The sequence below is a fragment of the Paenibacillus taichungensis genome (genome assembly GCF_047302525.1).
Taxonomy (GTDB): domain Bacteria; phylum Bacillota; class Bacilli; order Paenibacillales; family Paenibacillaceae; genus Paenibacillus; species Paenibacillus taichungensis_B.
Genome location: NZ_CP168020.1, coordinates 3,361,455 through 3,379,316, shown reverse-complemented (window position 1 = coordinate 3,379,316; position 17,862 = coordinate 3,361,455). Strand labels below are relative to the sequence as shown.

General features: G+C 42.4%; 18 protein-coding genes and 1 pseudogene. 11 read left to right on the top strand and 8 right to left on the bottom strand.

The window, feature by feature from the left end:
* Positions 1-41 precede the first annotated feature (41 nt).
* Genes ACDJ58_RS15140 through ACDJ58_RS15130 form a run of 3 tightly spaced genes read right to left on the bottom strand, consistent with a single transcriptional unit; the run spans position 42 to position 3,316 of the window.
* Positions 42-1,505 carry a serine hydrolase domain-containing protein gene (locus tag ACDJ58_RS15140; RefSeq protein WP_413379259.1) on the bottom strand — a complete coding sequence of 488 codons (1,464 nt, stop codon included), beginning with the start codon at positions 1,503-1,505 and terminating at the stop codon, positions 42-44.
* 51 nt (positions 1,506-1,556) lie between these two features.
* A complete protein-coding gene (locus ACDJ58_RS15135; protein ID WP_413379257.1) occupies positions 1,557-2,657 on the bottom strand; it encodes an ATP-binding protein in 1,101 nt (366 codons plus the stop codon).
* Entirely contained in the window at positions 2,642-3,316 is a 675-nt protein-coding gene (locus tag ACDJ58_RS15130; RefSeq protein ID WP_413379255.1) for a response regulator transcription factor, read from the bottom strand. The genes ACDJ58_RS15135 and ACDJ58_RS15130 overlap by 16 nt, the downstream gene beginning before the upstream one ends.
* 399 nt (positions 3,317-3,715) lie before the next feature.
* On the opposite strand from ACDJ58_RS15130, the gene ACDJ58_RS15125 reads away from it, so the two are divergent.
* Positions 3,716-3,919: a hypothetical protein gene (locus ACDJ58_RS15125; RefSeq protein WP_413379253.1), complete on the top strand. Its 204-nt coding sequence runs from the start codon at positions 3,716-3,718 to the stop codon at positions 3,917-3,919.
* Positions 3,920-4,143: 224 nt separating this feature from the next.
* On the opposite strand, the gene ACDJ58_RS15120 is transcribed toward ACDJ58_RS15125, so the two are convergent.
* Complete coding sequence (locus ACDJ58_RS15120; RefSeq protein ID WP_413379251.1) at positions 4,144-4,806, bottom strand: hypothetical protein; 663 nt, start codon at positions 4,804-4,806, stop codon at positions 4,144-4,146.
* Here ACDJ58_RS15120 and ACDJ58_RS15115 point away from each other — a divergent pair.
* Positions 4,796-4,996 carry a hypothetical protein gene (locus tag ACDJ58_RS15115; RefSeq protein ID WP_413379249.1) on the top strand — a complete coding sequence of 67 codons (201 nt, stop codon included), beginning with the start codon at positions 4,796-4,798 and terminating at the stop codon, positions 4,994-4,996. The two genes, ACDJ58_RS15120 and ACDJ58_RS15115, sit on opposite strands and share 11 nt — an antisense overlap.
* 541 nt (positions 4,997-5,537) lie before the next feature.
* Here ACDJ58_RS15115 and ACDJ58_RS15110 read toward each other — a convergent pair.
* Positions 5,538-6,089 (bottom strand): TetR/AcrR family transcriptional regulator, encoded by a 552-nt coding sequence (locus tag ACDJ58_RS15110; protein WP_413379247.1) that lies wholly within the window; start codon positions 6,087-6,089, stop codon positions 5,538-5,540.
* A 149-nt stretch (positions 6,090-6,238) separates the two neighbouring features.
* Between ACDJ58_RS15110 and ACDJ58_RS15105 the strand changes: the two genes are divergently transcribed.
* Positions 6,239-7,159 carry a ketopantoate reductase family protein gene (locus ACDJ58_RS15105; protein ID WP_413379245.1) on the top strand — a complete coding sequence of 307 codons (921 nt, stop codon included), beginning with the start codon at positions 6,239-6,241 and terminating at the stop codon, positions 7,157-7,159.
* Positions 7,160-7,645: 486 nt separating this feature from the next.
* Positions 7,646-7,879 carry an ROK family protein gene (locus ACDJ58_RS15100; protein ID WP_413379243.1) on the top strand — a complete coding sequence of 78 codons (234 nt, stop codon included), beginning with the start codon at positions 7,646-7,648 and terminating at the stop codon, positions 7,877-7,879.
* 137 nt (positions 7,880-8,016) lie between these two features.
* Here ACDJ58_RS15100 and ACDJ58_RS15095 read toward each other — a convergent pair whose 3' ends face one another.
* Complete coding sequence (locus tag ACDJ58_RS15095) at positions 8,017-8,391, bottom strand: collagen-like protein (RefSeq protein WP_413379241.1); 375 nt, start codon at positions 8,389-8,391, stop codon at positions 8,017-8,019.
* Positions 8,392-8,620: 229 nt separating this feature from the next.
* Here ACDJ58_RS15095 and ACDJ58_RS15090 point away from each other — a divergent pair, with 229 nt between their 5' ends.
* Positions 8,621-8,785, top strand: a complete 165-nt coding sequence (locus tag ACDJ58_RS15090) for a hypothetical protein (RefSeq protein ID WP_413379239.1) — start codon at positions 8,621-8,623, stop codon at positions 8,783-8,785.
* A 669-nt stretch (positions 8,786-9,454) separates the two neighbouring features.
* On the opposite strand, the gene ACDJ58_RS15085 is transcribed toward ACDJ58_RS15090, so the two are convergent.
* Positions 9,455-10,780: a hypothetical protein gene (locus ACDJ58_RS15085; RefSeq protein ID WP_413379237.1), complete on the bottom strand. Its 1,326-nt coding sequence runs from the start codon at positions 10,778-10,780 to the stop codon at positions 9,455-9,457.
* Positions 10,781-10,876: 96 nt separating this feature from the next.
* On the opposite strand from ACDJ58_RS15085, the pseudogene ACDJ58_RS15080 reads away from it, so the two are divergent.
* Both ACDJ58_RS15080 and ACDJ58_RS15075 read left to right on the top strand, forming a co-directional pair.
* Positions 10,877-11,116, top strand: a pseudogene (locus ACDJ58_RS15080) (aldo/keto reductase); the annotation flags it as partial.
* Positions 11,117-11,149: 33 nt separating this feature from the next.
* Complete coding sequence (locus ACDJ58_RS15075; RefSeq protein WP_413379680.1) at positions 11,150-12,181, top strand: MFS transporter; 1,032 nt, start codon at positions 11,150-11,152, stop codon at positions 12,179-12,181.
* A 172-nt stretch (positions 12,182-12,353) separates the two neighbouring features.
* Here the strand turns inward: ACDJ58_RS15075 and ACDJ58_RS15070 are convergent.
* Positions 12,354-13,714 (bottom strand): IS3 family transposase gene (locus tag ACDJ58_RS15070; RefSeq protein WP_413379235.1). Its coding sequence is split into 2 segments (ribosomal slippage): positions 12,354-13,258 and positions 13,258-13,714, totalling 1,362 coding nucleotides; the frame shifts between segments, so codons are not numbered across the junction.
* Positions 13,715-14,052: 338 nt separating this feature from the next.
* Here ACDJ58_RS15070 and ACDJ58_RS15065 point away from each other — a divergent pair.
* The 4 genes from ACDJ58_RS15065 (at position 14,053) to ACDJ58_RS15050 (ending at position 17,502) form a co-directional block, all read left to right on the top strand.
* Entirely contained in the window at positions 14,053-14,214 is a 162-nt protein-coding gene (locus ACDJ58_RS15065; RefSeq protein WP_413379233.1) for a hypothetical protein, read from the top strand.
* A 60-nt stretch (positions 14,215-14,274) separates the two neighbouring features.
* Positions 14,275-15,774, top strand: a complete 1,500-nt coding sequence (locus tag ACDJ58_RS15060; RefSeq protein WP_413379231.1) for a monooxygenase — start codon at positions 14,275-14,277, stop codon at positions 15,772-15,774.
* 348 nt (positions 15,775-16,122) lie between these two features.
* The gene (locus ACDJ58_RS15055) at positions 16,123-16,608 is read left to right on the top strand and encodes a MarR family transcriptional regulator (RefSeq protein ID WP_413379229.1); all 486 of its coding nucleotides are present in this window, start codon (positions 16,123-16,125) and stop codon (positions 16,606-16,608) included.
* Positions 16,609-16,848: 240 nt separating this feature from the next.
* Complete coding sequence (locus ACDJ58_RS15050; RefSeq protein ID WP_413379227.1) at positions 16,849-17,502, top strand: Type 1 glutamine amidotransferase-like domain-containing protein; 654 nt, start codon at positions 16,849-16,851, stop codon at positions 17,500-17,502.
* Positions 17,503-17,862: the final 360 nt, after the last annotated feature.

Genomic DNA, 17,862 nt, shown 5'->3' with positions numbered 1-17,862 from the left:
TGAGGAGTAGCACTTTTGTTTATTTTGAGAAATTGAAACGGCTATGCATAGCCGTTCTTTTTGTTCTCAACATAGATGTAATAATAGCAAGCCAAATGTACGAAATTGACTAACGACCATACAACAAGCCATATGATTGGAGACGACAGGGTAGTCCAGATGCCGAACCAAGGCAGCACACGTCCTCCGCCGATAAACGTCACCAGAGGGGATAGGGACAAGAGAACTAGAATCGGGATCAGCCTTCCGACAGTTATTAGAATCAATTTGCTGATCGTTAGGCGTTTGTTCCTTCTACGGATGCGAAAATAGGCATGCACGCCCCATATAAGGGTAGCCAGGATCAGCGCAATCATAATTATTTCCATATTTCTACCGTTCAGAAAAGAGATTGTGGGCTTCTCACCCCTCATTATATTCGCGATTCCATCGATAAAAGCCGAGTAATTCACAAAAGCGTTTAATCCGGAATTAAACATCACCGCGATACCCAACTGATCGTCCAAATAAACCATTTCTTCCGACTTGTACGTCCAGAAAATGCCGCTATGGGAGATCGTTCGGCGGCCGGACTCGTCTTGGTCTGCAAGCCAGCCTATACCGTACGGACCGATGGCTCCAGCTGTATGATATTGTTTCATCAACGCAGGGGAAAGCAAGCTGCCGTGATATTGGGCAAGCATCCATAGGGTCATGTCCTCCGCGGTTGAAACGATGCCGGCGGGGCCGTCAATGAACCAAAGCGGTTCAGATTGACCTATGGAACGTCCCAAACTCAAGTAATGTCCTAGCGGAATAGTTTTATTTTCATAGATTTGCTGCGTCGTGGTGACGCTAAAGGTATGGTTCATTCCTAACGGTTCAAAAATATGTTTTTTCAGGTAATCCGAAAAGAACTCACCGCTGACGCTCTCCACGAGGTTCGCCAGCAATACGTAATTGGGATTATGATAGCTGTATGCTGTTCCGGGGTTATGGGCAAGTTGAACCTTGTTTAATAATCGGTTCGTCTCATTCAGCGATTGGAATTGCGGATTTCTCGTCATATCGGGATTTATTTTGTCATTGAGACCACTGGTCTGATTCAATAAATGACGGATCGTGATGTCAAGAACACGTGGATCCTGAGGAGAAAGCTCGGGAAAATAGGAAGCGTAAGTCGCATCCAGATCAATCATGCCTTTGTCCGCCAGCTGCAGAACGGCCAAGGCGGTAAAGGACTTACTTAACGAAGCAATAGGAAAAGGGGTGTCTCCCGTAACGTTTTGACCATCCGCGAATGTCCCGTAGCCTTTTGCGTAGAAGACCTCATCATTATTGGCAATGGCGAGTGAAGCAGCCTTAATGTGATTGGCCTTCATGCTCCGATTCATATATTCGTCGATCTCCTGCAAGACTTCTGTCCTGTCTCTGGCTTCATTGGAGGATACGAGGGTTCCCCACATGGTAGATAACAACAATAAGCAGCTAATTGTGATATACATTCTTTTTCTCAGTTTTAACATGATAACACTCCTTGAATTCAAGATAAGGAAATGCTATCAGATAATTTTCAACTATTTATCAACTTGAGTCCCAATACTTACCGTCACGCTTCCGCCGCCGTGAGGTCCGTTTGCGACCTGGAGACTTCCTTCGTGTTTTTCGCAAAACACCTTGCAAATGTAAAGACCCAACCCGCGATGTTCGGAAGAATCCCACACTTCGCCACGGTAAAAAGGGAGTACAGCCTTATACAAGGCTTCGTCCGAGAAACCAGGACCGTCGTCTGAAACGGTAATTTTCATCGTGCCTTCCTGAAGGTCATAACAAACGTTCACTTGACTGGATGCGTATCTCACCCCATTGGCGACCACATTTTCGAAAATCTGCATGACAAGATAGGGATCCACATGTACATGTATTGAGGCATTATCATATTTCAAAGAAGAGACGAAGCGTATACTGAACTGCCTTGCTATTTGTTCGCCGCTGCTGTCCAGTAAAGTCGTCAATGAGATCGTATCCATCGACTTGAAGTTCAACAGGACATCCTCCAGTCTCTGAATCGAGTTCATGGCCTCCGCATAGCTCTCCAGACGCAAGATGTGAAGGTTCATGGTATGGATTAGGTCCAGCACCTTTTCTTCCGATAACTTCTTCTCAGGCAGATAGGTGGCGAGAAGCTCAGCGTTTCCTTTCAACACCGACAGGGGGGTTCTCAGATCATGGGCAAAAATCGCATTGAGCTGCTTCCGCTCCTCAACCGAACGCCAGAGCGTCTTTACGTTTTTCTCCAACTGTGAGCGCATGTTTTCAAATACCGCGATTAACTCGCCCATCTCGTCCCGGCTGTCATAGGAGATTCTGAAGCTTAGATCGTTGGCCGAAATGCTTTCGGATGCTTGCTTTAAAAGCTCCAGCGGACGTTTTAGTTTCCATCTGTAAAATAGAACTGCCATGGTGACAATTCCAGCGGCCACGGTTAGAAGCACAGCCGCGACGAGGGAGGGCAGCACCCATTCCGTTTCTCCAAAACGCAGCCGCAGGTTCTCTGCCCAGGAGAACTCTATGGTTATGACGACCAGCACAGCAATGAGCGTGACCACGCACAACAGGATAAAAGACTGCAATAAGGTAAATCGCTTTAGCAGCAGCCTATTCATGAGCTTGGCCATTTGTATCCGACTCCCCAAACTGTTTCGATTCGGTTATCGCAGCTGTATTCCTTTAATTTGGAGCGAATACGCCGGATATGCTCCGCGATCACGCTGCTGTCGCCTTGATTGTCCATGCCCCAAATAGTTTCGTACATGCGTTCTTTTTCGAAAACCATGCCGGGATGCGTGGACAGCAATTCGATAATGTCGAACTCTTTTTTGGCCAGAGAAATTCGCTTCTCCCGGTAGTAGAGTTCCCGGGCTGTATAGTCAATGACCAAGTCTTCGTTAAACCTTACCGAGGATTTGCTTTGGATTCGCTGTTCCCTGCGCATATGAGCTTCGACCCTGGCCCCCAGTTCGTGAATACTGAAAGGTTTTAGGATATAGTCATCACCTCCGGCTCGAAATCCGGCTATTTTATCTGCATCTTCGATTCGAGCCGTTAAAAATAAGATCGGGCAAGAGACGAAGTCTCGAATTTTCTCGCACAATTGAAGGCCGTTCTGCTCAGGCATGTTGATATCTAGCAAAACGAGATCGGGTTGTTGTTCCACTTTCCGCAGCGCCTCCCGGCTGTCCTTGGCCGTCATGACGGAATATCCGTTTATTTCAAAGTAATCGGTCAGCAACTTTCGAAGATCTGCTTCATCGTCCACGATCAGTATTTTAGGCATTAATGCTCTGTCTCCCATATCTAAATGTTTGCATTCAGCATAGCAAAAAACTTCAAGCAATGTAATCTCCATTGAAATAGGATTTTTTATTATTCAGAAATCAATAAGTATTCGGGAAATGGGTACAACGTTTTGATGGAATAGAAAAAGGTCCCATCCATTCTTCCAGCACGTTTACGCGCAAAGGCCAACTTGGATAACTTTAACTCTGCAGAAGTCTTGCAGCAGTTGATGAGTTACGGAGTGGAGGCGGAGGCCTGGGTTCACAGAAACTAGTATTTATACAATTCATATTATAGAATATTAAATAGAGGGAATTATTCCAAATATGGGTTATAATATTCTTGGGTGGAAGATACAATACTTTGAATTTCTATGAACAAGAGGTGGAGAACAGCTATGAAAAATAGAAACGTAACAGGTATTGTAGTGGCCATAATTTATTGTGTTGTTCTTTATGTTTTTTTAACTGATGCCCCCCCTGGTGAAGCTCCAAATAATCCGTTTTGGGTTTATTTAATGATTCCACTTGGATCTATTGTAATTACGTCTCTTTTTGATTATGTAATTAAGTTCGATTTCTTCAGAAAAAAGAAGAAGTAGTAGAAAAAAGTAAAGAATGAATGGTGTGGCGGGACAAGCACATTGTTCCATTCAAAGTCGCTATTATAGCGGCTTTTTTGTTTTAAGGAACCAAGTTCATGTCCCAATCTGAGGACAAGCACATTGTGTCAAGAACTTAAGCTGAGCCGTACCACAAGTGAGTTCAAAAATATTGGAGTGTTGAGGAAGGCCACGCGGACTCACGCTGCATCAGAGGCGTAAAATCAATATTCCGGTGCGGCGTACTTCGTTACGTCCGGCTCAAATACCACTCCATTGGACAAGTCTAGCTCCACATGGGTGGTTCCGCGAACATCGGTCAGCACCAGTATGCGCGAGCCAACGACGGGAACGCGGTCGGCGCTGGTACGCATGTGCGCTGAGACGATAATAGGAGCATCGTCGACGATATAGCTTACCTCGACCGTGAACATCGGGAAATTGAAGAGCCAGCGGTTAGTGAAGTTCACGGCAGTCAATGTCCCTGCGAATGACGAACCCTCCAAGCGGAGGCGCTGGATGTCCGCCTGACGTCGCGCGGCGTGGGCGATTGAGCCGGGTAACTGTACGAGCATGATAGCCGCCATAAGGGCGAAGCCAGCTCCGACGATGGCGCCGAGCTCTGGCGGGATCGTCGGCGACGTCGCTATGGCTGCGATGTCGAAGGGCCGCGCCGGATTGCTTGTCAGCGTCCAGAGCAGGAGGACTCCCGCCCCTGTAACCAGCCCTCCTGCGATCGCAAGTGTCGCGAAAAGGCCGGCGACCCTGGTCTGTCCGAACTGCTCGACCGCTCGCGAGTACACTCCACCGGTTGCACCGATCGCGACAAGCAGCAGCACCACGGCAATGCTCACCGTGACCGGATGACCGAGGAAAATGCTGATCACGGGTGTCGGCGCCAGACCGAGCAGTGCTCCGAACGGAACGGAGCATAGTCATCCTTCCGTTCCTGTCCATGGTGGAGAACAACGGCATCGTCTCAATATGTTTTTGCTGCCCGTGCTTCTGTTGACCCTCCGCAGCATCCCTCATTGGCATGGCCCTCCTGAGGAAGATAATTTAAAAGCATATATTTGATAAGGGAAAGATGAATAGTTGTGAGCGTTATCACAATCTAGGTGCCGTACTAAAAAGTTCAAATTTCTATTAACTTTATATTTAGCCATACACACCTTCACCTCCAGAAATTCTTGTCTATATTTTATCACCTATACGTTGTCTACTGTAGATAATCAATTCAAAACAAGGAGCAGATCAATAGTGATATCTGACTGATAAAAGGTCAATGTGATGGATTAAAAGAATATCTCGAAGAAGCCTTTCTTAAGAAAATGAGAGAAAAAACTACATCAACCTATCGGAGAACGATAATTGTATAAAGCGAAATCAAAATCAGGGCCATCCAGGATGGCCTTTAACTTGCCGTCACAGACAGCGCGGAGAACCGTAGCACAAATAGAGGCAATTTCTCTGAAGAAAAACTTGCAGAAATCTGTATTTAAAGAATGCGGACCCTTAAGAGTAGGTTAGGTCAGTCTTTATGGGATATATTTTGTAAACAACTTATGCGCGCTTTTTTATTGTTATATAACATATGGATTTGGTTTGAATGACAGACTCATTCTTTAGAATAGGGCGTAATCCCTCTTGAATATAGGTTCTCCACTAACTTGAAAAATTCTTCTGATGATAAATCCTTTTGACGCTGGATCCAAAGACGGAATAAAGAAAGAGAAGTTGTCAGGTAAAACTCAATGAAGTATGGCGTTAAGGAATGGTTTTGCGGAACGTTTAATTCCAATTGATGTAAAGTGATTTCTTTTTTTAATCGTTTTAAAAAACGTGCACTTCCATAATCACCCAAAAGGGCATTCAGAACCAGGAGGTGTTCTCTGTTATCCAGACAATAAAGCGTATCTTGAACCATATTCATCGAGAGCTCTTTATTCGCCATTTCTTTTTTCATGTCATTTAATAAGTCATTTTCAACAGAGTCTAACAGTTCGTAAATGTCAGTAAAGTATTGATAAAAGGTGCTGCGGTTATATCCTGACTTATTCGCAATTTCCTGAACCGAAATTTTCTCAATCGGCTTTTGGCTATATAACTCACAAAAAACTTCTATAAACTGTTGTCTTGTTTTCTCCGTTATTTGGGGTTGCTTTTTCATGTTTCCCTCCTACTAGCGAATAAGAATATCATCCGACAAATAATAAAAAACTGATGGTTGATCAAGGAATAATAAAGATTTACAATCACATCATACAACATGTTGTCTGATAATCAAAAAGGAAATGTTAATATGTAGGGGTGGTTTAAATGTCAGCAAAACAAGATAGAATTTTAATTTTTGGTGCAGGTGTCATCGGGAGCATGTACGCAATTAAGCTTATTGAAGCAGGGTTCGACGTTACCCTGTTTGCACATTCTAATAGATTTAAATCATTAAGAGAAAATGGCCTGCAATATAAAGAAAAAGATACAGTTAGATCGATACAAGTGAATGTCATTGATACGCTCGAAAATGACGATATATACGATTTTATTTTCGTTACCGTTCGTTATGATCGGTCCGAATCAGCGTTGTTAGCGCTAAAAGATAATCAAAGCAAAAATATAATTACGATGACTAGTAATTCAAGTGGATTTTCTTCGTGGCTGGATATCGTAGGGGATAGACTTTTACCAGCTTTTCCCGGTTTCGGCGGACAGATTAAAGATGGAGTATTGCATGCTCGATTTTTACCAAAGATTATAGCGGCAACTGCATTTGGAGAAATTAATGGTGTAGTGACAGAACGCATAGAAAACCTCGCAAAATTATTTAAAACAGCAAAGCTTCCTTACGTTATTAAAAAGGATATGCAAGCATATCTAATCACACATTCCGTATCAGACATTGCCATGTTAAGCTTTTTGCATTCTGAGAATAAGATCATTGACAAAAAAACAGCCAGAACCAGAAAGACGGCACGCAAAATAACAGTCACTTTAAAAGCGCATCTAAGGGCAATACAAAAAGCTGGCGTTTCGATTGATCCACCAATGCTTAAAATGGTGCTTAAATTTCCAAACTTATTTTTGGATCTTTTCTTTATGACATGGCTACGAACTAAAATGGTAAGGGATATGATGTTGCCGGATTATGCGAATAATGCTAACAATGAGATTGTGCAGCTGAGTAATGATTTAATGAAATTTTTAAGTCAAAATGATATCAAATCGGAAATACATGACTAAACTAACGGGAAACGATAATTGAACAACAACAGCGGCAGTCTAAGACTTTATTTTCACAGAACATCAATTTTCTGTTTTGCCCAGTTGAGAATCCTCCAAGGTCAACTATAACTGAAGGATTGACAGCAAAATTAGTGAAGGATCAATGGTATTCAAAAAAGATATGAAATTACACTCTGTTCAGAGCAACATCTATTAGTGGAGTAACATATGCTGAGAACATTGAGAATGATAGCCAGACCTATAACAACGAAAAGTATAATATAGAACAAAAATTCAGAGAAGAATTTGGTTTCTTAAAGAGTGCTAATCAGCTTCTCTCTATTGAAAACGAATCTTCTGTTCAAAAATTCTATAAGAATCTGAGGAATCTGAGATGGATCGAAGAATTGAGATTGAACAGAAGTCGATAAAGCTGCAAAAGTATGAAATGAGACCAGATTTAATACTCGAAGTATATCAACTGAAACTGTGATCTCATTTAAAATGGATAAAACAAGCTCGACAAAAAGCATTTTAGCAAATAAATGGAGATATATTTTCTTTGTTGCAAACTCAGTGCTTGAAGTATCTAGAGGAATTGCAACGCTGATTCATATTTTAGATCCTCCAGCAGTAATCGTTGGTGGCGGTATTATGGAGCAAGAATGGCTTGTAAGTAGGATAGCTTTAAACATACGCAGATCATTCCAGCTAAGCTGGGCAATAAAGCAGGGCTGATTGGAGCAGCCTCTCTGTTTCATCGCAATATATAATGAAGACACCTTAATGGTTGAGTAGCTAACGGATATTTATCCTCATAAAATAAATGTAAATCACCCTGTATGCGAATTGATTCGCATATTGGGTGATTAATTCTAGAAACAGCTAAACGAGCTGATTCGCTGCAGATCAATGCCGCTGTACAGCCAGAAGAAGCCATTCCAGCGGAAACCAGCCACCGAATTTCTGCCGACAAATACCGGGAACATCCAGAAGCCGGGACCACGATTCGGCCAAATATATGTGTAGCGAAACAGACAGCCGGATATGGCTCTTGGATCTACCGCAAATAACGAAACGGATTGCTGTGGAATGAATGATGGTGGCGGCCCGGTAGGTGCTTGCATGCCTTGTGGTCCGCCGCCTCCACCCCCAGGGAACGATGGAGGACCAGGCATTCCACCGGGTCCTCCGGGACCCCCAGGTCCGCCAAACCCTCCGCCAGGTCCAAAAGGAGGTAAAAATGTCATATAACATCACTCCTGTTCATTAGTCTAGTGCATTGTATGTAGACAATTGAGCAGGGGAATGGGTGGGAGCCCATAGAAGGGCGCTAAATTGGTCATAACCCTGTCGAGTAAAAAAGACACGCTCAAGCTGGGACCGTTTATCCTTGGGCGCGCGGAGTAATGAATGTGGGCGCATATTAATTTAGAATGGGCGTGTTGTATTCATTTTCATAGAGGAGTAGAGTGTATTGTGCTGGAAGAGGCTTTGTTGGACTTCTGGAATGTGAGCGGGAGGTGGGTCGGGGTGATGATTAGCGGCTGTGATATCACACCTGAGGAATTGCGTTGCAAGGCGCAATTAAGGACAGCGACACATGCTGACGGTATATACATAGCAGGGGTATTGGACTCTTGAACATTTATCGTCGCCAGCGCCTAATGTACGTCATGCCTTAGGGAATCACATTATTACGCGAAATGGAAAAGGGCACGACCGTTTTCTTAGACTTTCCTGTGTCGGTTGAATCTTTACTTTTGTAACCCAAAAACCATGATAGACTATTGTATCTGGTCATCAAGGTTACCCACTCTGTTGTAGCTAATAATCGATGTAATCTTTAAAGTGTGCTATACTATCAAATTGCGCAATACGGAGCGTGGAATGTGAAAAAAACAAAAATAGTTAATTTATTAACCTCAGCTCGGTTAAACCAGCTGAGGTTTTTTCATTATCATTATGCATTGAAAAAAATGCAGACCTAGATGAAGTAAGAATAGAAAAATAAATTGTAGGGTGACAAAAACATTGTAACAATAGAAGTCGCTACTTTAGCGGCTTTTTTTATGTTATCGGTACAAGTTCGCGTCCCGAGCCAAGGACAAGAACATGTTCCTATTACCAATTAGGCGTGTATTTAATCGGTATTTTGCCCGTAAATTCACTAAGCCAACGGGCAGGTTAGTTGAATTTTAGTTGCGGAGAACCGTAACACAAACTAAAAAAAAGTGGTGGCTTTACATCGGCACGCAAAAATCTAGGCTGCCCGTAGCGAGGAGTTCCTGGGGTTGCCTAGTTTTGTAGTGGTTACAGGTTGTAATCAATGCCTTCGCCAGCGCCTGTGCGGGCGTTTACGTATACGTGAGAAACGCCTTCGATCCCAGTGACGGGAAATGCATATACGAGCTTGTCGTTGTGGAGCTCCAGCTTTGGCTTACCCGAGGCGTTTACTTTTGGGCCAAGCTTCGCGGAGGCTTGCTCCGCTGTCAGCTTCGGGTGAATTGGGAAGGTTTTATTGTAATGGGAATAATAATTGGACGCATCAAAGCTCTTCAACGCACCGGTACGGCGATCAAATTGCCATACGACTTTCATCTGCGGAATGGAAACTTGCTCCCGGACCGGAATATACGTGAGATAAATGGAGGTTTCTTTTATCTCTTTCGCTACTAATGTCAGACGTTCGTCAGACCAGCGCGCCATCCAAGTGTCGGCAACCGCGATAACCTGCTTTAAGTCCATAGATTGCTCTACAGCTCCTTTTTCGGAGATTGAGCCCTTGCGTTTCACTTGGAGCACGTGTCCGCTTTTACTCAGTGTTGCAGTATAGGAGCTAGTTGGTTTTCCATCGGTGTCCGATAACTTGAAATCCATGACTTCTCCGAATTGGGGGCTGCTCCCGCCAGAGGCCATGTGGACGATTTGCTTACCTGCTCCTTTATTCCAAGCCTCGCCCATGAAGATTTTCGCTTTGGCCGCAAGCTCCGTAGCCGTATAAGTGGTTTCACCGGCGAAAACGGTTCCTGGCTTCGGAGGTATGTAAGGATTCTGGTTGTACAGGAATTCGTTAAAGGCTTTATTGCCGTGCGTGGAGACCGAGTCGAGTTGAGACAAAGCCTCTTCCATTTCGGTCGAGAGCTGTTGTATATCTGATAAAGAGGAATCAACTGCTTTCTTTCTCATCTGATCGAGATACGGTAGGGCGGTCCTCGCGAACGTTCTCAAACGCTGAATTTGTTCTAATTGATCCGGGTTGAGCGATATTCCCTTCTCTCTGGCGGGATAGGCCAAGTAGCGGCTGCCGTCCGTGATGAACGACTCATACGAGGACCAAGATGGAAAGTTCATTGTAGCGGATGCGCTCCTTACATATTGTAAGATATCATTGGCACTTTCAATCGCAGATTGAAGGGCTTCTTGCCGAACTGTAAACGTAGGTGCCGCAAGGGACTCCGCAAGCGCATAGTCGAATTCGCGCAAGTAGATCGATTGCATATGCGACCAGTATTGCGTATTACGCTGTTGTTGCTGCTCCCATTGTCGATTATTCTGATGCTCCCTATAGCTGTAATACGTGCCCGCTAATGTCGTCACGCAAAGCAGGCCAATGATGGATTTGGTAAGAACATTCATGTCTATTAAAACTCCAGTCTTTGTCTTCATAATGCTTATCCACTTTAACAAAGATGAGAACACAGTTTAATGAGTAAATATTGCCAATGCAAATCGCTAGCCGAAATTGATAACAGTCTAAAACGGCTTGGACCGGACTCCGTCGATTTGCACCAGATCGATCGTTGGGATCTAATACACCAATCGAGGAAACAATGGAGGCTCTTCACGATTTAGTTGAGGCGGGAAAGGTTAGGTATATCGGGGCATCCTCCATGCTGGCATGGCAGTTTGCCAAAGCAGCATGTCGCGAAGTGCAATGGCTGGGCACGTTTCGTTTCCATAGAAAAGAAATTATATTTTCATTCCCTATCATTACAAGTTAATGAAGTGACGCAGGCACCCCGCAAAAATCTACTTTCCACTGAAAGAAGAGGAAAAAAATGGATGGTAACAGCGGGGGTCATACTTGCTCTTATATCATCGATAATTTTCATTTGTGCAACGTCTCCTTGGATGTTATATCTCGCAAGGGCAGTAGAATGGATTGCTTTAGGAGCTTTTATGGGGACAAGTAATGCATTATTATTACACCACACTTCCCAGCAGTATATAAAACGTTCACTCGCATATTCCAGTATGGCAACCTTATTGGGATTTAGTCTAGGTCCAGCAATTTGTGGAGTTATTGTCCAATATTCTTCGTTTAGTCCTGAAACCTTTCCATACGTAGTATTACTCGTTCTGTTATTGTTTGCATTGGGATTATTATTTTCTTTACCACCTACGAATGAGAAGAGAAATAAGCAGACTCCGATTCGAATTCGACTTGGAATTCCCTCTAAGTCCCGAAGATTGTTTGTATTTTTTGTTTGTACCGCTGTATTTGTAATGCTTGCTTTAAATGGAGTAGTTATCTCTTTAATTCCAACATTTGTACACACGATTTTAAATTTAAATAATCTGGCTTGGTCTGGTTTGTTACTTCTTATATTTCTTGGTGGTGGAGCAATTGCACAACAGATTGCATGGCCAAGTCACACGAATTCCCGTATTCAAGTGGGTATTATTTTGTTGCTCATTGGTGCCTGGTTCATGATTACGGCAGGATTTACATCAAGTATGTTTCTATTCATTGTTGGAATGATATTGTTAGCCATTGGTAACGGATGGACGTTTCAAGCAAGTATGCAATTAGCTGGCAGCTTAGGAGAAACCTTCGAACGTCCAACCATTATTTCCACTTATTATCTTGCTGGCTACACAGGAATGGCAATACCTACAATCGGTGTAGGTTCATTATCAACGATCGTAGGACTTTTACCGGCACTAATTATTTTCGGAACCATTGTTACATTAATCGGTGCAGGTATTATTGCAGTTCCGAAAATTTCAGAACGAAAAAAAGTATCATCAATGTAGTGTCTAAGTCTTTTGATTAATGATATCTGTGCCTGTAGCCATGTCTCAGGGTGGTATTATATCAAGTACAGAAAAAAGTCTGCTTCACTACCCAACGGAAATGATAATTAAATATACCAAGAAAGCAGCCGAACAACTTGTGAAGTGACCCCTTAAAGTTAGACAAATATTTTTATGCAACTTGTTGGGCATGAGCTCGGTATTGTACCGGGCTCATGCCTTTTAATTTTGACTTGATGCGTTTGTGATTGTAGTAATCCATGTATCGTGCTAGTTCTTGCTTGAAGTGATCTACACTTTCAAATTCATGAAGATAAAAAAACTCTGACTTCATAATGCCAAAGAAGTTCTCCATTACTGCGTTATCATAACAATTCCCTTTGCGTGACATGCTCTGGGTAATCGCTTGTCCCTTTAGAGCCTGTCGATACTGCTTCATCTGGTAGTGCCAGCCTTGATCCGAATGCAGGAGGAGCTCATCCCCATTGGATAAGCGTTTAAAGGCTTTATTGAGCATCTCGGAGACTAATGAATACGTAGGGCGAGACCCTACTGTGTAAGCGATAATTTCACCGTTAAACAAGTCCATAACAGGTGATAAATACAGCTTTTCTCCAAACAACTTCATTTCCGTAATATCGGTAACCCACTTCTCATTTGGTTTTTCAGCTTGAAAGTTACGACCCAGTACGTTAGGTGCAATGTTACCTACAGTTCCTTTATAGGAACGATATTTTTTCATGCGCACCACTGATTTTAAACCTAATTCTTTCATGATACGCTGTACCTTTTTATGGTTAACTCGATGTCCACGATTAACTAGTTCATCACGGATACGGCGATAGCCATAACGCCCCTGATGCTCCTCGTATATGGATTGAATAAGGAGTTTCAGATCTGTGTCTAGAGAGGGCTTGTCAAACTGTTTCACCCAGTAATAGAAGGTACTCCGTGGGACTTCAGCGAACGCTAGCAATGCAACCACCGGGAATTCAAGCCTTAATTCATAGACTACTTGTGCTTTGTCTTGTTTGGTGATTTTTCCTTGCTTTGAACTAAGGCATTCAACTTTTTTAAGTAGGCGTTTTCCATACGTAAACGTTCTAATTCAGCTTGTAGAGCTTCAACGGATCCCTCAGCAGGTTCTTGCTTTTTAAGCCTTTTTTTATTCTTATCAGTCATGCGATGACGCCCCTTTTTCTTTGGTTTTAGGGCGTCGATCCCACTTTCATTGAACTGACTGCGCCACCTTCGAATAACCCCTGGAGAAGAGATATTGAAAATGACAGCTGCTTCATTTGGAGACGTCCCATTTTCGTTCATATAGTTGAGTACGTCTAGTTTATATGGTGGAGAGTAAGCTGTATAGGTTTTTTGAAAAGCTTTTAAACCGTGATATTCGTATTGCTTGATCCACATACGCAGGACTTCATGATTAATTCCTAAGGATTTCGCAATGCTTTTAATCCCTTCATTTCCTGATAAGTATTGATGAATAGCTTCTATCTTCAAGTCTAAATTAAATTTTGACAAAAAAACTGCACCTCCAATTGTTAGATGGTGTCTAACAATTGGGGTGCAGTTCACTTGATCGGCTGCTTTTGTTTATCTAACGCTAATCTACTTTTGAAGTCGCTATTTAGCGGATTATTCTGTTTCAAGGTACCAAATTCTATTTCCATGCCGAGGGAAAGAAAGCAAGTCAAAGCCTAGAATATTACTTCATCATTTATGATAGAATTGTTTCATTAGAAACAATTCACAAAATTTATATTGTTTAAATCTAATATTGATGATACTATAATTTTGTTTCATACAAAACAATATATAGTTTTTGTTTTGTGTAAAACAATAAAATAAGGAGGCAGCGCATGAAAAGAATAAATCCGAGTACCTTCACACAAACAGTGGCAGATCTCATTTCAAAAATCGTCATTACCGCTTCTCCGTTAGCTTTTATTTCCGGACAAGTTGCTTTAAACGAAAAAGGCGTGCTACTCGAGAAGGATGACTATCTGTTTCAGGCCAAGTAAGTCTTTGCTAAATTGGATGCAATTGCATCGATTTCCAACTAAGAGAGGAGAAATATGAAAATGAATTATGATGTGATTATTATCGGAGGGGGACCTGTCGGCATGATGTTGGCAGGGGAACTCGCTTTGGCGAACGTCAAGGTTTGTATTTTGGAGAAATTAGAAGATACCACCCCATACTCTAGAGCACTTAGTATCCACCCTCGTACATTAGAAATGCTGGACTTACGCGGTTTAAAAACGGAATTGTTGAAGATCGGGAAACCGTTGCCGACCGGGCATTTTGCAGGCTTGGAAACTCGGTTGGACTTTACGGTCATCGACTCTTCATCCAATTATTCATTGTTTATTGCCCAATCCGAAACCGAAAAGGAACTGGAGCGCAGAGCCAAAGAGCTAGGTGCAGAAATACGGCGAGGAACGGAAGTATCGTCCATCTCACCAAATTCAGAATATGTAGAAGTGGTAGCCACTGGAACTGAAGGCGAAATGACATTAACAGCAGCATATGTGGTTGGTGCAGACGGAGCCGGAAGCATTGTCCGTAAACAGGCAAACATTCCCTTTAACGGAACGGATGAAACACTTACTTCGGTCCAAGGCGATGTTGTGCTTAAACGCCCGCCTGCAACGAGTGTCGTTTCCAGCTTTGACGAGAACGGAATGATCATGATTGTTCCTGTGTCTAAAGAGTTGCATCGTGTAGTTTTTATCGATCCGGATCGAAAATCTATTCCTAAGGATACACCGGTCACGCTGGAGGAACTACGTTCGGGAATGCTCCGCATGTTAGGGGACGACTATGGGATTTCAGATCCGTACTGGATGACTCGCTTTGGCAATGCTACCCGACAAGCTGACCGCTACAGGGAGGGAAGACTATTCCTTGCAGGGGATGCTGCTCATATTCATTTCCCTGCCGGAGGTCAAGGTATGAATGTGGGACTACAAGAGGCTATGAATCTCGGGTGGAAATTGGCTGCGGAAGTGAAAGGATGGGCACCAGAAGGGTTGCTCGATAGTTACCATGAAGAGCGTTTTCCCGTCAATTCAGCATTGCTTAAGAATACACGTGTACAAACGCTGCTATTTGGTAACGATTTTTCATCGACTACGATCGATCTGCGGAGATTGATATCCAACTTATTGGAAATTCCGGAAGCAAACTACCGCTTAGCGAGTCAAATTGCAGCCGTGGATGTTGGCTATAAAGTGCTAGATACAGTTTCTGAACATCCGTTAAATGGTCGCAGACTTGCAGAGATCAAACTGCGTAAGGATAACGGCGATATCTTCAGCAGTTACGAACTTTTCCGGGATGGCAAATACATATTGCTAAATCTCGTTAATGATCAACTCGTGGAAGGCATCATTCGTCGTTTGCCCAATCAGCATTTCACATGTGTTAGTGCGATATTGGCGGAACCAGCCCTGGATTGGAACAATGTGCACACAGCAATGATTCGTCCGGATGGATATATCGCATGGGCAATTTCCGATCAAGACAGTAAACTGGAACAATGCATTAAGGAAGGTATTACGAGTATCAGCAAAGGGTAACTTTTTTTACTCTTATTGTTTTTAGAAAAACAAAAAAATGTCCGGAAGCCTCTGAATCATCGCTTTCCGGGCTTTTTCTATGGGAGGTGTTGATATGAGAAAAGTTTCGTTTTCTTACCTTACACTCGCAATGTCAGCTACGTTTTGGGGCGCAAATTTCAACGCGGGGAAAATAGCCTTAGTCGTGATGAGTCCCACCCAAGTTGTTCAAAGTCTTGGAAGCAACTAATCCCATTATTTCATGGATATTTTGGTCTACAAGGTTCCAAAAATAAGCGTATCAAATGTTTTTTGCGAAACAATTATGTATAATGAGGAGAGATATGCGAATAGAGGAGACCAAAGAAAATGCAGCCAATGGATCATTCTAAACAATGGATTTTTAAAAGCTTTATTCATCTTATGAGTCAACAAGACGTAAGGGAAAGCAAGTTATCCGTCAGAATGAGTGAGGAACTACATAAATTCGAAAAGGAATTTGGCGAAAAAGTGAATTTGACCTTGTCGGAGATTCACCTCATCGCATGTATCGGAGATTTCTCACCGATTAATGTCACCTCCATTTCAGAAAAAACGGGATTAACCAAAGGGTCCATCACAAGAATTAGCAAAAAACTTCTAAAACTGGCCTTGATTAAAAGACAGCAGATTAATGACAATAAAAAAGAAGTCTATTATAGTTTGACTTCAAAAGGCCAAAAAGTTTATGTTATCCATCATCGAATCCATCAAGAAATTGAAGAACGATTCATGAATTTTCTAGATAAATATACTGCTGATGAACTTGTTTTTGCGAGCAAGTTCATCCAGGATTTAAAAGAGTGGGATTATTGAAGGATGTACGCCTGAATCGTCGATAAAATAAATGCCCATAGAGCTGCTAAGTTGGCAGCTTTTTTATTTTATCTGTACAAGTTCATGTCCCATGTTATGGTAATATAGAGTTGGATTTATGAAAAGTGTACAAGGGTGTGTAAACGAAATGTCTGAAGAACCGTTCATCTTTAGCGAGTATAATATGTTTTATCGTTAAGAATGGAAGAATATAAATAGTACATATGGAGGTAAGTAAGTTTGAGTACTCACTACTATTTCAGTTGGTTTAATAATTTTTTTCCAGAGAAGCTGGTCCATTGTTTGCATGAGGATATAATAGATAGAAAATCGCTTGTTATGATTAGCGCTGATCCGTCTGAGCAAATTAACTTTGATGATGTTTCTGAATGGACATGGTTGAATCAGGCTAATATTATTTTTGATAAATATCATTTCATTGATTACCGCATGCAGAAGGAAGAGGCCCGGCGATTCATTCAAAACGCCTCTGTCATTTTTTTGTGCGGTGGATATCCTGTTTTACAGAACGATTTTTTGACGGAATATGAATTATCGGATGTTATTAAGAACAGCAATGCCGTTATCATTGGTGCCAGTGCTGGTGCGTTAAACATGGCTGCAAAATGGTTAAGCTTGAATAACACTGATGAAGTAGCAACAAGTACTATTTATAATGGTATTGGCTTTGATCAATTTGCCTATGAATCTCATTCTCAACGCGACTTCGCCACGTTTGTTCAAGGCTATCTGTTCCCCTTGTCTGAAGAGATTGATGTTTATGCGGCAGAACAGGAGAGTGCTGTGCGTGTAAAGGACGGCAAAATAGAAATAGTGGGTCCTGTATATTTAATTTCCCACTCCAAGATTCAGAAATTGGTTGAGACGCTCTAATCAGGGTGAGTGGATGTGACCTAACTGAATTAATTCCCTTTGATGCTCATTTTATTGAACTTGCGGGAAAATCTAATTGGAAGCCCAGTCTAAAACCTCTTGTTAGAAGCAAACTAGAATTAATTGCTCTAATAGGAGGTTTTACTATGATTTTTAGTGAACTTTGGCATCATTATGAGGCAGACAAACTCTTGAAGGAAATGATCATCAAGATATTTTGGCAATAGATGTAAACGAGCCGTCTGAGCTCCGCATTGAGATGGAGAAACGGGTTAGTGATAGCGCGAACTGGATGTTGTTTCGTGAATGCGACATGGAAAATCCACTTGCGTATCCAGTCACAATAGAGGGCAACCGTAC

Bases quoted from the DNA above. Each gene is read 5' to 3' on its own strand.
- ACDJ58_RS15095 (WP_413379241.1), bottom strand. From the start codon at position 8,391: ATGACATTTTTACCTCCTTTTGGACCTGGCGGAGGGTTTGGCGGACCT.
- ACDJ58_RS15115 (WP_413379249.1), top strand. From the start codon at position 4,796: ATGCTGATCACGGGTGTCGGCGCCAGACCGAGCAGTGCTCCGAACGGA.
- ACDJ58_RS15110 (WP_413379247.1), bottom strand. From the start codon at position 6,089: ATGAAAAAGCAACCCCAAATAACGGAGAAAACAAGACAACAGTTTATA.
- ACDJ58_RS15105 (WP_413379245.1), top strand. From the start codon at position 6,239: ATGTCAGCAAAACAAGATAGAATTTTAATTTTTGGTGCAGGTGTCATC.
- ACDJ58_RS15100 (WP_413379243.1), top strand. From the start codon at position 7,646: ATGGATAAAACAAGCTCGACAAAAAGCATTTTAGCAAATAAATGGAGA.
- ACDJ58_RS15135 (WP_413379257.1), bottom strand. From the start codon at position 2,657: ATGGCCAAGCTCATGAATAGGCTGCTGCTAAAGCGATTTACCTTATTG.
- ACDJ58_RS15140 (WP_413379259.1), bottom strand. From the start codon at position 1,505: ATGTTAAAACTGAGAAAAAGAATGTATATCACAATTAGCTGCTTATTG.
- ACDJ58_RS15060 (WP_413379231.1), top strand. From the start codon at position 14,275: ATGAATTATGATGTGATTATTATCGGAGGGGGACCTGTCGGCATGATG.
- ACDJ58_RS15085 (WP_413379237.1), bottom strand. From the start codon at position 10,780: ATGAATGTTCTTACCAAATCCATCATTGGCCTGCTTTGCGTGACGACA.
- ACDJ58_RS15125 (WP_413379253.1), top strand. From the start codon at position 3,716: ATGAAAAATAGAAACGTAACAGGTATTGTAGTGGCCATAATTTATTGT.
- ACDJ58_RS15130 (WP_413379255.1), bottom strand. From the start codon at position 3,316: ATGCCTAAAATACTGATCGTGGACGATGAAGCAGATCTTCGAAAGTTG.
- ACDJ58_RS15065 (WP_413379233.1), top strand. From the start codon at position 14,053: ATGAAAAGAATAAATCCGAGTACCTTCACACAAACAGTGGCAGATCTC.
- ACDJ58_RS15055 (WP_413379229.1), top strand. From the start codon at position 16,123: ATGCAGCCAATGGATCATTCTAAACAATGGATTTTTAAAAGCTTTATT.